Annotated in this window: 12 protein-coding genes; 6 read left to right on the plus strand and 6 right to left on the minus strand. The window is 60.8% G+C overall.

The annotated features are described in order from the left end of the window. Positions 1 to 21: 21 nt before the first annotated feature. The 5 genes from glf to BJG92_RS07000 all read left to right on the plus strand — a co-directional run bounded on the left by glf (position 22) and on the right by BJG92_RS07000 (position 5,882). Complete coding sequence (gene glf / locus BJG92_RS06980; RefSeq protein ID WP_232083300.1) at positions 22 to 1,209, plus strand: UDP-galactopyranose mutase; 1,188 nt, start codon at positions 22 to 24, stop codon at positions 1,207 to 1,209. After that, positions 1,206 to 3,197 carry a glycosyltransferase gene (locus BJG92_RS06985; RefSeq protein ID WP_232083301.1) on the plus strand — a complete coding sequence of 664 codons (1,992 nt, stop codon included), beginning with the start codon at positions 1,206 to 1,208 and terminating at the stop codon, positions 3,195 to 3,197. Before glf ends, BJG92_RS06985 begins: the two co-directional genes overlap by 4 nt. Further along, on the plus strand, positions 3,198 to 4,067 hold the full coding sequence (locus tag BJG92_RS06990) for an ABC transporter permease (protein WP_232083302.1): 870 nt from the start codon (positions 3,198 to 3,200) through the stop codon (positions 4,065 to 4,067). It abuts the gene before it with no gap. Between the two features lies 1 nt (position 4,068). Beyond that, the gene (locus BJG92_RS06995; protein ID WP_232083303.1) at positions 4,069 to 4,821 is read left to right on the plus strand and encodes an ABC transporter ATP-binding protein; all 753 of its coding nucleotides are present in this window, start codon (positions 4,069 to 4,071) and stop codon (positions 4,819 to 4,821) included. An 836-nt stretch (positions 4,822 to 5,657) separates the two neighbouring features. Further along, positions 5,658 to 5,882, plus strand: coding sequence for a hypothetical protein (locus BJG92_RS07000; protein ID WP_232083304.1), 225 nt, complete (start codon positions 5,658 to 5,660; stop codon positions 5,880 to 5,882). Positions 5,883 to 6,136: 254 nt separating this feature from the next. Here the strand turns inward: BJG92_RS07000 and BJG92_RS07005 are convergent, their stop codons facing one another. Next, positions 6,137 to 7,756, minus strand: coding sequence for a DUF2142 domain-containing protein (locus BJG92_RS07005; protein ID WP_232083305.1), 1,620 nt, complete (start codon positions 7,754 to 7,756; stop codon positions 6,137 to 6,139). Positions 7,757 to 7,975: 219 nt separating this feature from the next. Between BJG92_RS07005 and BJG92_RS07010 the strand changes: the two genes are divergently transcribed. Continuing rightward, complete coding sequence (locus tag BJG92_RS07010; protein WP_232083306.1) at positions 7,976 to 8,404, plus strand: GtrA family protein; 429 nt, start codon at positions 7,976 to 7,978, stop codon at positions 8,402 to 8,404. 465 nt (positions 8,405 to 8,869) lie between these two features. On the opposite strand, the gene BJG92_RS07015 is transcribed toward BJG92_RS07010, so the two are convergent. From BJG92_RS07015 to BJG92_RS07035, 5 genes are all read right to left on the minus strand, one after another. Next, the gene (locus BJG92_RS07015) at positions 8,870 to 9,328 is read right to left on the minus strand and encodes an ATP-binding protein (protein WP_232083307.1); all 459 of its coding nucleotides are present in this window, start codon (positions 9,326 to 9,328) and stop codon (positions 8,870 to 8,872) included. A 288-nt stretch (positions 9,329 to 9,616) separates the two neighbouring features. Beyond that, complete coding sequence (locus tag BJG92_RS07020; RefSeq protein WP_232083308.1) at positions 9,617 to 10,111, minus strand: hypothetical protein; 495 nt, start codon at positions 10,109 to 10,111, stop codon at positions 9,617 to 9,619. A gap of 226 nt (positions 10,112 to 10,337) precedes the next feature. Continuing rightward, on the minus strand, positions 10,338 to 10,583 hold the full coding sequence (locus BJG92_RS07025) for a hypothetical protein (RefSeq protein ID WP_232083309.1): 246 nt from the start codon (positions 10,581 to 10,583) through the stop codon (positions 10,338 to 10,340). A gap of 142 nt (positions 10,584 to 10,725) precedes the next feature. Further along, positions 10,726 to 10,878 carry a hypothetical protein gene (locus BJG92_RS07030; protein WP_232083310.1) on the minus strand — a complete coding sequence of 51 codons (153 nt, stop codon included), beginning with the start codon at positions 10,876 to 10,878 and terminating at the stop codon, positions 10,726 to 10,728. 135 nt (positions 10,879 to 11,013) lie between these two features. Next, on the minus strand, positions 11,014 to 12,567 hold the full coding sequence (locus BJG92_RS07035) for a DUF2142 domain-containing protein (RefSeq protein WP_232083311.1): 1,554 nt from the start codon (positions 12,565 to 12,567) through the stop codon (positions 11,014 to 11,016). Between the last annotated feature and the right edge of the window lie 24 nt (positions 12,568 to 12,591).

The raw sequence follows: 12,591 nt of genomic DNA on the forward strand, positions 1-12,591 counted from the left end.
ACATTCGAACCAGGAGATTTTGTGACCGCTGACCTCGTTATCGTAGGGTCGGGCTTTTTCGGCCTGACAATCGCAGAACAGGCCGCCACTGAGCTGGGCTTGAAGGTCGTCGTCATCGACCGCCGCCACCACATTGGCGGCAATGCCTACAGCGAAAAGGAGGAGCGGACCGGGATCGAAGTCCACCGGTACGGGGCGCACCTTTTCCACACCTCGAACGAGCGCGTCTGGGAGTACGTCAACCGCTTCACGACGTTCACCAACTACGTGCACAAGGTCTACGGAGTCCACAAGGGCGAGGTCTACTCCCTCCCGATCAACCTGGCCACGATCAACCAGTTCTTCCGCGCCAACCTGACCCCGGGCGAGGCACAGGAACTGATCAAGGAACAGTCCGGCGAGCTTGCCGGTACCGATCCGCAGAACCTCAACGACAAGGGCATCCAGCTCATCGGCCGTCCCCTGTACGAGGCTTTCATCAAGCACTACACCGGCAAGCAGTGGCAGACGGATCCCAAGGACCTGCCCGCGGGTATTATTTCCCGGCTCCCGGTGCGCTACAACTACGACAACCGCTACTTCAACGACAAATACGAGGGCCTGCCGACCAACGGCTACACCGCGTGGATCGAGAAGATGGCGGACCACCCGAACATCGAGGTTCGGCTCAACACAGACTTCTTCGACGAGTCGCACGAGTACAGCAAGGACAAGGTCGTCGGAAATATCCCGGTCATCTACACTGGACCCGTCGACCGGTACTTCGATTTCGCCGAGGGCGACCTCTCCTGGCGCACCATCGACTTCGAGCAGGAAGTCCTCGACGTCGGCGATTTCCAGGGGACGTCCGTGGTCAACTACAACGACGCCGATGTGGCCTACACCCGCATCATCGAGCCGCGCCACTTCCACCCGGAGCGCGGCTACCAGTCGGACAAGACCGTCATCATGCGCGAGTTCTCCCGCGCTGCGGAGAAGGGCGACGAGCCCTACTACCCGATCAACACCGCCGCTGACCGCGAACGCCTGCTCAAGTACCGCGACCTGGCTGCGGCCGAGAGGGACGTCCTGTTCGGCGGACGCCTTGGTACCTACAAGTACCTCGACATGCACATGGCCATCGGATCCGCGCTGACCATGTTCGACAACCAAATCCGCCCGCATTTTGATGACGGCGCCAAGATTGAAAGCGGGGGAGTGGACGCGTGACAACCAATGAAGAGTCGTCCTCATGGAGCGCTCTTCAGAGGGTGATCCTCCCGTCCGCCGACCAGACGGACACCATCCCCCTCTACGTAGACGCAGGTCCCGCCAGCGGTATCCGGCTGCGGGAGAACGACGAACTGGCGCGCTCGCCCAAGCTCCCTGAAGACAAACTGCAGATGTTTAGTTCGGGCGGAAGCGAGGCGCGCTTCGAGGACCTGCTCACACGGCAGTCCATGCGGGTTCGATCCGGCGAGCAGATCTCGTTCGGCACTTACTTCAACGCATTTCCGGCGAGCTACTGGCGCCGGTGGACTTCCGTCCGGGACATCCGACTGGTCGTGAAGACCAGTGGCAGCGGTGCGGTCACCGTCTATAAGTCCAATGCCCGGGGCTCCGTGCAGCGGGTTGATGGTCGCCACGTAGACGGGGAGTCCACGTCTGTTTTCGAGCTGTCGCTCAAGCCGTTCGGGGACGGCGGCTGGTACTGGTTTGATCTTGCGGCCAGCTCAACTGACCTACTGCTTCAGAGCGGTCACTGGGAGACTCACGAAGCCGCTCGTGAAAGCGGCCAGGTGACCCTGGAAATCACGACAATGAACAAGCCGGATTTCTGCCTGAATAATGCCCGAATCCTCGCTGAGAACCCGGACGTGCTGAGCAACGTCAAGGAAATCCTGATCGTGGACCAGGGCACGCAGAAGGTCGAGGACCAGGAAGGGTTCGCCGAGGTTGAAGCGTCACTCGGAGGCAAGCTTCGGGTCATCAATCAGGCGAACTTGGGTGGGTCCGGCGGCTTTGCCCGCGGAATGTATGAGGCCGTCGAGAACGGAAGCGACTATGTCCTGCTGCTCGACGACGACATCGTCGTCGAGCCTGAGAGCATTGTTCGGCTGCTCAGATTTGCCGACAGCTGCCGCAAGCCGACCATCGTCGGCGGCCACATGTTCGACTTGTACAACCGCAGTGTCCTTCACACCTTTGGTGAGGTCGTCGACCCCTACCGGTTTGTCCCGGCACAGCCTCATGCTGACATGGAACTCCGTCACGACTTTAGTGTGGCCAACCTGCGGCAAACCGCATGGTTGCACCGCCGGGTGGACGTTGACTACAACGGCTGGTGGATGTGTCTGATCCCTACGAAGGTGATCGGGGAAATCGGACTTTCCCTCCCGCTGTTCATCAAATGGGACGACGCCGAGTATGGTCTTCGTGCGAGGGAAGCCGGGTTTGCGACGGTGTCGCTGCCGGGTGCTGCGGTGTGGCATGTGTCTTGGGCCGACAAAGATGACATGGTCGGCTGGCAGTCTTACTTCCACGAGCGGAACAGGCTGATAGCCACGCTCGTTCACAGCCCGTTCCCGAAGGGTGGGCGAGTGCTGCGGGAATCGGTCCAGGCCGACGTCAAGCACCTTGTGTCGATGCAGTACTTTACCGAGCATGGCCGCATCGAGGCGCTAAAAGACATCTTCAAGGGGCCGGAAGGCCTTCATCAGGTCTTGGCGTCCAGGCTTCCGGAGATTAATGCTCTCAAATCCCAGTACACGGACGCCCAGCTCAAGGACGACGTCGACGACTTCCCTGCACCGAAGTTGGGCCGCGGCCCGATGGGGGGCGCCCCGATCGGGATGCCGCGCAAGAAGGACCTGGTTCCCTGGGGCATCAAGACAGTGTCGCGTCAGCTAGTCAAAACTCCTGCGCCGGAGAGCGCCGAACGTCCGCAGGGCTTCCTGGCGCACCGCGACAACCGCTGGTTCCGGCTTGCGCACTACGACAGCGTTATTGTGTCCAATGCAGAGGGCACGGGGGCCTCCTGGTACCGGCGTGACCCCAAAATGCTGAAGTCGATGCTGGCCGAAGCCACACGCCTGCATCTGCGGCTTTACCGCGAATGGGACAGGCTGGCCGAGCAGTACCGTGACGCCGTTCCCGAGATTACGTCGATGGCAGCCTGGAAATGGACGTTCGACGCCGACACCAAGGACAGCAACTAGATGGCCGGACAATCGGATCAGCTCGTCAAACCCGGAATCGGCAGGGGGCTGCTCGACGTCTACGGCGACCGATTCCTGCTGAAGCTGCTGGTACGCAAGGAAATTAAGATCCGCTACCGAGGATCGGTACTCGGACTGATGTGGTCCTATGTGAAGCCACTGATGCAGTTCCTGATCTATTTCATCGCCTTGGGCATCTTCCTGAATCTTGAGCGCGGGACGCCCAACTACGCGATCTACCTTTTTTCGGGCATTGTGCTGGTCAACTTCTTCACGGAATCTCTATCCAATGCCACCCGGTCCATCGTTGACAACCGCGACCTCATCCGAAAGATTTACTTGCCGCGGGAGCTGTTTCCGGTGGCAACGGTGTGGGTCTCGGCCGCCCACTTCCTCCCGCAATTGCTGGTGCTGATTGGAGCATGCCTTTTTGTGGGTTGGACCCCGTCGATCCTGCAGATCGCCGCCGCCATTCTGATCTTCGTCATGGTGGCGGTGCTGGGTACCGGTCTTGGCCTGATGTTCGGCGCCGTCAACGTCTACTTCCGTGACTCCGAGAACATCGTGGACATGATCGTCATGGTTGTCACTTGGGCCTCACCGGTCCTCTACGTCTGGACCATGGTCGAGCGGGTCATGGGAGAGTGGTTCTGGGTCTACATGCTGAACCCGATGACAGTCGCCGTCGAAGTTTTCCACTGGACCTTCTGGGAACCGACGCTGAAGGCGAATCAGCCCGTAAGCGATACCATGCCCCCGGACCTGCTGAACTTCTGGCTGCCTGTCTCCATGATCATCTCCGTCGCCATCTTGTTCATTGGTCAGTTGATGTTCCGCCGGCTTTCCGTCCACTTCGCACAGGAGCTCTGACATGACGTCGCACGGCCACGTTGCCATCAGCTGTATCGGTGTCCGCAAACAGTTCGTCCTGCGCCATACCCGTTCCTTGAAAGAGGCGCTGGTGTGGCTGGTGAAGGGCCGTAAGGGCGACCTGTCGAAGAAGTTCCAGGCACTGAACCATGTGTCCCTCGAGGTCAAGCAAGGCGAAACCGTCGCACTGCTCGGCCTTAACGGTTCCGGCAAGTCCACCCTCCTGAAATTGATTTCCGGAGTGTTGCAGCCCGACGGCGGCACGGTGCGGACGCGGGGTCGCGTCGCCGGTCTCATCGAGGTTGGCGCCGGCTTCCACCACGATCTCAGCGGGCGGGACAACGTCTACCTCAACGGTGCCATTCTTGGCATGTCGGAAAAACAGATCGATGAGATGTTTGATTCCATCGTGGAATTCTCTGAGATCGGTGAATTCATCGACACCGAAGTGAAGTTCTACTCCTCGGGCATGTACCTGCGATTAGCATTTTCCATTGCAGTGCACACCGATCCTGAGGTCTTTCTCATCGACGAGATCCTAGCCGTTGGCGACGAGCCGTTCCAGCGAAAGTGCATCGCGAAGATTAAAGAGCTGGCAGAGAAGGGCAAGACGCTCTTCGTGGTCAGTCACGACCTTGATCTGGTGGCGACGGTGTGTGAGCGCGGCGTGCTCCTCGAGCACGGCGAGATTGTGATGGACGGGGACGTGCACGAGGTGGTTGGGGAACTACGGCGCCGATCAGCGACGGTTTAGTTCGGCAGGATTCGTGGTTGTGGGAACATGCGGAGATGTCTACCTTCGTCGGCCTCACGGTCCGCGGCTCGTGCCCGACAACCTCAAGACCGGGGTGATTTCCCACCCGCTCGACGGCTAGGTCGTGCTCAACGACGCTTATCGGGAGATGGCGGCGCACTACCCAGCGGCTGTACTGCCGGACCGAGTGAGGCACCAGAAAGACAAATCGAGTGTCGAAAACACCGTCTCGCACGTCGCCACTTGGGTCGTTGCCGGGTTGAGGATTTACGAGCCTGGTGCAGTCGCGGAAGCGGATTCGGGCAGATCGACTCCTACAACCGGCAGCCGCCGGAGGGCTCCTGGCTGAGCGTCGTCACGGCCGAGGAGAAGCCGATGTCGCAACCGTTGCCGGCGGTGCCGTTCGGGATCAGCACCTACCTATGTGCGGAAGTCGGGCGGAACGGCCACGTGGTCTGGGCGAAGCCTTTCTGCTCCGTCCCTTTCACCCACATCGGCTCGCATGTCGACCTTTGTCGCAGCGATAAGCTCCTGACCAGCCACCGCTGCTGCCAGCGGCGACGATGTGACGGCGATCGGCAAGATCTGCGAGTCCGTGCCGATGGATGAGACCGGATACGACCCCGGCGAGGAGGTCCTGCGCCTGTCTCGCCGTTTCTCCCCGGCCTGAGTGGAGGCCGCATGCCAGCTCGCGCTGTGCGGGCCAATACGGTCGCCGGTCTACGCCCACCTGCGGCCGATCCTGGACACCGGGCAAGACAAAACCAGGCACGTCCCCGCTGAGCCTGAGGGCGATGATGGCGGATACGTGCGGGGCAACGCCCACTACTCCGGAGGTGCTCGATGAGCGGTCTGGATGCCGCGACAAACGCAAGCTGCGCGGGATGAACGCGGGCGATTTGCTGGAGGCGATCGATACCCAAGTCGAGACACTGAGTATCAGCTTGCCGTTTGAAGATCGCGTCCGGCTCGTCGTTGATGACGCCTACTCATTATTCACTCATTCAAAGGTCACCGGCCTGGTCCGGCGGGCATCCCCGCGTTACCCGAACGCGGAGTAGCGCCGCATCGATCTTTTCGACGAGCGCGGTCCTGACCGGCAGCTGCTGACCCAGGTAGGCACCTGCTCGTTCGTGGCCAGTTAGCAGAACGTCGTCTTGCAGGGGTTCACCGGGTCGGGCAAGTCGTATTGGGGGCTCCTGCGAAAGTATGCAGCCTTCATGCTGCTTGACAACGTCGACTGACCCACCGGTCGTCATGGGTCTATCCCGGGTCAGAGCGACGAGTAGCTTGCCGCCCTCGAACAGCTGTTCGATTAACCGGAACGGGCGGGGCCCTGAGAATCGACGGGCTCTGGCACACGGGATCCGCCGGCGGGGGCAGTCCGAACGGCGACTTCCAACGATGGGCGCCGCCGAAGTATCGCTGGGCTACTGACGAGCGAGCGGTAAAGCACAAATCCGCCAGCCGCCAGAACTGCGATATAAGCAACGGTAAGGATCTGCCATGTGAAGGGTGGCTGCCACGTCGGATCAAACATCTCAGTCCAGTTTGTCCGTTCGATGATGCCGACCGTGTAGCGCCGGAATCCGAAGAGCATCAGGTAAAGGTGGGCCAGCCCCATCAGTACCAGCGACCAGCGAACTGCAGACTTTTTCCAGGGGGTGATTCTGAAAGGGATGAAACGGGCCGCCACTCCCGCGGCCAGTAACAGCACTACCACAAGGGCCATCAGATAGCGGCCTTGCCAGATCCAGCCGAGGCTCTGAATCGTCGACGCCTGCAGCGCCGCAGGAAGAACGATGACTAGGGGTACAAGAAGGGCGAGTCCCCAACGGCCCCTGACAGGGCGGGATGTCAGCCCCACCAGAAGCAACAGCCCAAAGGCCATTACCCACGTCATCTGCACGGCGGCGGGCGCGGGGGTGTCAAGCCAGCCAAGGACGCCAACATATTCGATGACGTAGTTGAATGTCCGGTCCAGCATGGTGGCGAAGGCCTGGTCTGGAGCGATCTCAGTGGGGCTGGCCAACAGGCTGTCGAAACTCTTTGCGGTCAATAGCCAATAAAGGGCGAATGCGCAGGAAAGTGCGGTCACGCCAGCGGCCAGCCACACAAACTTGTCCTTTAAGATCAGGACGAACCGACGGACTCCGAAAGCTGCCGTGGCTGCTCCGACTGCAAGGACCAGCCAAAGTAAGGAAAGCGGTCGAGTGTTGGCAAGGAGGGAAGCCGCAACGGCCAGAGCCGCGATATTCCACCGGACGGTCCTTAGGTGTTCGGCTCCCTCAAGGATGACGCACAGATGCATGAAGACGGCGGCGGCTGTAGTGATCTCCAATGCGTTCGGGTTGATACCCCCGCTAAGGAACAACACGCCAGGCGTAGTGGCCACCGCGGCCGCAATTAGGGGCATACGTGGGCGGCGCAAGGCCGAGGCGGCCGCGAAGACGGAAGCAAGGATTGCGGCGTTGAGCAGGCCGCTAATGATGCGCATTGTGTAGATGGCGCCCTCCCCGCCCATGACCCGCGAGGGCAGACCTACAAGGATGTAATACACCGGGTTGTAGTTACCGGCGCTCGTTTCTCCGGTGGTCAGACCGCGGTCCGCTGGGTCCACTTTTGGCGCGCAGGCCGGCGTTTCAAATACCTTGAAAGCGTAACATTGCTGTGATCTGATGTCGGCGATGTAGCCAGGGACCCGCACCTTTAGCAGTTCACCCTGGACGCCCGTGGATTCCCCGCTGAACTGCCCTCGGGCGACGGCGGCTGCCTTGATCGTGTGCGCTGGCTCGTCGGGTAGCGACATGATCGGGGAAGCCAGAGACCATATCGTTGTCAGTAGCCCCAAAATCACAAACGCGACGACGAAAACGGGCAGCTGGCCCCGGCGGGGGTTTTGTTCACGGTGAGGGGGAGTCACAAGGGAAGGCACAGGTATCATGGTAGCTTCAGGTTACTAGGTGATGGCCGCCGTATGCGCCCCAAGCTGGCCAGCGGCGACACACTGAACGGTAAACTAGCTGCGACGGGATGGACTCTGTTTCCCCGCTTGCCCATGCATTCCATGACTAGAAGCAAAGAGAGACCCGCGAACGCTATGGCACTCCGCCCCGAAAAGACGACCTCCCGAAAGCAGGCGGGCCAACGGATCATGGAGTTTCTCCACCGCAGCCCGTTTCTGAAGTTTCTGATCGTCGGGGTGTTGTCCTTCGCGCTTGATTTAGGACTTCTTGTAGTCCTGCATGAGGGCTTCCATGTTGATCTGGTGATTGCAACGCCCATCGCTTTTCTCACTAGCCTCGTCTTCAACTTTGCCCTTCAACGGTCGTTTACTTTCAGGGCGATGAACAGCCGGACGGTCAGTGCTGCCAAGTACATCGCCCTGGTGGTCGTGAATGTGGTGGTCACAGACTTGATCGTCACCGGATTCGACCGGTTGGATTGGGCCTACGGAATCGGCAAGGTTGTGGCCACCGTTTTGACCACCGGGTGGAATTTCCTCCTCTATCGCCACTGGATTTTCCGTCATGAGCCTGTCCGGGATACTGAACTTGCCCCGGACGCCAAGCCGGCGCCCTAAGCACTTCGTCAAGCCCCACCGGTCGTGCCTTGGCGGATCGCCGACGCCTTCGGCGGGTGGCCCGCTATATAGTGTCCGCTATTGGCGCCACGCCACCGGCGGATCGAGGGCACCACCGATAGATCCCCCCGCCCGGGCCGGGCCTCGTCCCGGACTCGACTAGTGAGAACAAGCCGGAACCAGTTCCGCGGTCGACTTTGGGTCCTGAGGTTCGCAACGAGAGAGTCTCGAGTCAGGAGACGGCTGTGGGCGTCGTAGCAAGGCTGCAGGCGGGACCCATCCTCCACTGATCAAAACTATGATTCCAGGCGGCTTAGCGGAATTCCAGGCGGATTAGCGGATAGGACTATTCGGTACGGGTCGTCCATGTAGTTGGTACTGCTGTTCCGGAGACCCGGTACCGGCCGGGTTGTCGGCCTGGACGACCCGGCCGGTATTCGTTGTTGCCGCGGGTCGAGTGAGGGCTTATCCCCAGCCGCCGGTGGTTGCTTTGGCTTCTTGGTTGCGCAGCCGTCGCATGTCCACCTCGCCGAGGTTGAGAGTGCGGGACTGGTTGGCGAGCCGGTTCACGGTGGAGTCGGCGGCCACCTTGTCGGGCAGGGCTTCCAGCCAGTAGGCCCAACCGGATTGGCTGACGATGATGGTCGGCAGCTGGCGGTCACGGTTGGCCAGGACCGAGAACAGGTCGCTGGCAGTATTCGGGTCGATACCAGCGGTGAGGAAGTCATCGATGAAGAGCACGTCAACGTCGCCGAGCTTGTTGAGCATGGTTTGGTGGTCGATTCCGTCCCCCCCGGGCGATGACCGGGGGCGTGGCAATACATCCATCCGCGTGTAGTGAACCGTGTGCTCGTTGTGGCAGGCGGCGACGCCGACCGCGCAGGCAAGGTAGGTTTTGCCGCCTCCGGTCGGGGAGATGATCAACAGGTTCGTCGGATCCGCCCGTCAGTCGTGGTTGGCGTATCGTTTCATCCTCACCGGGGTGATGCCGCGCCCCGGCGGGCAGGTGCAACCAGTGGCCCGGTGCGTTGCTTGTCGCCGGTGACGGTCGCCATGATGCGTTTGAGCGTGGTGTAGGTCGGGTAGCCCTGCTGGTTGATGATCTCCTGGCAGGCCGCCTCCAGGCGCTGCTTGTCGCTCTTGCCCAGGGGTCATCAGGATGTTCTGGCAGTCCAGATAGGCTTGCGCCTAGCAGAGCGGTCCAGGAGTATCTCAATCACCGCAGTGTTCGCCGGCCCGAAACTCCTTGCCCGGTGCACGAACCACTGCCGTGACCAGCCCGTCAATGTCCTGGCGCTGCTTCGGCGCGTGCTCTGCGCGCGTGGAGTACTGACCCTTCCGTCCGGCGTTGCGTGGATGCTCACACACGAAAGTCTCGCCATCAACATGTTGACCGTGACCCTGGTCAGGCGCACCCGCAGAATCTGCCCGGTCAGCCGTTAGCGCACCGAGTAGTGCTGGTGATCGGCAGTGACGTGGTAGTTCCGTCAGCTTTAACTGCTTCCACGCAGCCGTATCGAACCTCTCAGCAGGCAGCGGCCCGGCTTCCTCCGCCAGGAACCGCTCATACCTTGTCGTGCCGTCGGCGCGGCGCATCTGCTCGTTGATCTCCACCATCCGCTGTTCCATCGCGGCGTTCAGCTCCGCGAAAGTGGTCCAGAGCTCCTCGGCAAGGTAGCCAATCACGCGCTTGTTGTTGGTGTTCACCGGCGATTCCACCGCGGCCTTGTCGCAGGGCTTCCGGACCCTGGCCGGCACCACCGCGGTGGAGTAGTGGTCGGCGAGCTCCTGATACCGGGCGTGGACAGCCCTGCGCCATCACCCTTGACGGTTCGATGCATAGCCGTGGTCGGGTTATCGGGGACGACGATCTGGCGGGCCCCACCGAAGACTTCAAACGCCTGAACATGCGCGCTGATCCACCCATTCTGCTTCATGTTGCCAAACCCCTGGCAGAACACGGGCCCCGAAAACGGCAGGACGCAACAAACAGGTAGGCCTCGCGGATCTCACCGGTGACCGTATCCGTTACCGGCAGCGAGTCCCCAGTCCAGTCCACCAGCAGTGCCCGGCGCGGCTCGTGGTGCAGCGTAGCCACGACATCATGGGTGGCCACGAACTCCGTGAACAGCTGAGAGTACAGCGAATACCCGTGCTTCTTGCCCTGCCCCGACGGCACCCACACATACCTCCGCCACGTCTACTGCACCGTGAAATGCTTGTTGCACTTCATCGACTTCAACGCCTGCGCAAAGTCAGGCTGGTCAAAGGATCCGGACACATTCCGGCGCCCATCAGGGAACAAGTCCGCCCACTGGGCCTCACCCATCGAGGCAGCCCGCAAGGCCGTCAAGCCCCTGGCCGCCACGGTCTTCTTCACCACCGAATGTCCCGGCGTGAACACCCCTGCCCACAATCTCGTCGTAGTTGCGGCCCTCAAACACCGAAGCCATCATCGCCTTGAAGCTCGCCATCGATACCTCCTCCATCAGGAATCAGCAACACCCACTGTGTCGCCGTTCGCAAGAGGAACACGTAAAAATGACCGCAGTACCAACTACAGGGAAAGCATTACCAACTAGGTGGACTGCCCGTGCCAAGTCCGGCTATCAGCCACGGCTCAGTGTCCGACGCAGCTGTACCAGTACGGCCCCCGGAAACAGGAGCCGGAAAAGCCAGGAGGCTGCGGTCACCACCACGGCAAGGTACATAAGGGTGAGTAGGAACCAGCCAAGCGGCGGTTGCCATTGCACGCCGTTGATCATGGCATGCCAGTTTCCGCCGCCAAACGTCCCCACGACGTAGCGTCGGAGAACAAAGGCGAAGGCCAGAAGATGGCAGAATGCAGCGGCCCAGAGGACAACACGGGCAACACTTTGGGCGCCGGCCGACTGAGGGAAATGTACTCTGCGGGCCGTCATGCCAACCGCGATGAGCAGAACGACAACAAGTGGCAGGTTGTATCTTCCTTGCCAGACGAATCCCATGGACTTCCAGATGGATGCCTGAAGGATTGCCGGCACGACAATGAGCATCGCCAATGCTGCCCAGGCGCCAAGCGTGGTCTTAAAGGGTTTGATGAGCAGTGGGAGAAGGACAGCCACAACGAAGACCGTGCTCCAGAACATGACGACGGCCATCGGCACGGGCGTGTCAAGCCAACCCATGACTCCGATGTACTGCTGGACGAACTCGGGGGCTTTCTCCACCATGGTCAGGAACGCACGATAGATCGAAACGCCAGGTTGGGGGTTGGCGATGCCCTCCGGTGCCACGCCGGAGTTGGCGGGTGCGTGCAGCATTAAGTAGATCCAGTAGATCCCCAGTAAGACGCCCGGCACAGTGAAGGCCGCCCCGGTGAGAACAAGCCGGCTGCGGAAGGCGGCCTTGATCTCGGTACCCCGGAATAGAAGCACACCGGCAATCAATGCGCAAAGCAGCCAGACCAGTGATACTTGACGGGTGTTGGCGAGCACTATGGTCGACGCAATGACGGTAATTACTGCGGGCAGAACGTGTCTCACCCGATGGGCGTTATCGAGCGTGACGACGAAGCCGCAGAACGCCGCCATGGTGGCCGCGATCTCGAGGGAATTTGGGTTAATGCCCGCGGCGAGGAAGAGAACCATCGGAGTCACCGCGAGGCTAGCCATGAGCACGGGAATCCGGGCTTGCCGCAACTGCGCAAGGGCCGTGAAGCCAGCCGAGTAGAACGCTGCCGACAGCAGGGCACTGAGAATTCGCATGGCGAACAACGCTGGCTGTCCGGTAAGGACTAAACTTGGCAGCCCAACGATCCAGTAATACATCGGATTATAGGACCCGGCTGACGTGACGCCAATGGCTTCGTCGTTGGCGTCTGAGGGGATCACGGGGGCGCAGTTCGCTGCGGTGTCCGGGCGAAATTTGTAGCAGTCCTGGGCGTGAAGATTGGCGATGTAGGCCGGCACGCGTACGTGAACGCCGTGACCGAAGGACGTTCCTTCTTCAATGGTGATTTGGCCGCGGACCACAGCGGCGGCCTTGATGGTGTGCGCGGGCTCGTCGGGAACCGCCATAAGCGGCGTTGCAAGTGACCACAGCGAAACCGCTGAAAATATCAGCAGGAACAATTTTCCGAACAATGTCCACGCCGAAGAACCGGAGGCCGTTCTTGCTGGCACAGGCTCTCCTCCCTCTATCTCTGG

Origin of the sequence: Arthrobacter sp. SO5, from assembly GCF_020532805.1 — a bacterium.
GTDB lineage: Bacteria > Actinomycetota > Actinomycetes > Actinomycetales > Micrococcaceae > Arthrobacter.

What these genes read in the sequence shown, in the direction of transcription:
- BJG92_RS06990 (WP_232083302.1), top strand. Translation starts at nt 3,198, where the DNA reads ATGGCCGGACAATCGGATCAGCTCGTCAAACCCGGAATCGGCAGGGGG.
- BJG92_RS06995 (WP_232083303.1), top strand. Translation starts at nt 4,069, where the DNA reads ATGACGTCGCACGGCCACGTTGCCATCAGCTGTATCGGTGTCCGCAAA.
- BJG92_RS07010 (WP_232083306.1), top strand. Translation starts at nt 7,976, where the DNA reads ATGGAGTTTCTCCACCGCAGCCCGTTTCTGAAGTTTCTGATCGTCGGG.
- BJG92_RS07030 (WP_232083310.1), bottom strand. Translation starts at nt 10,878, where the DNA reads ATGGCGAGCTTCAAGGCGATGATGGCTTCGGTGTTTGAGGGCCGCAAC.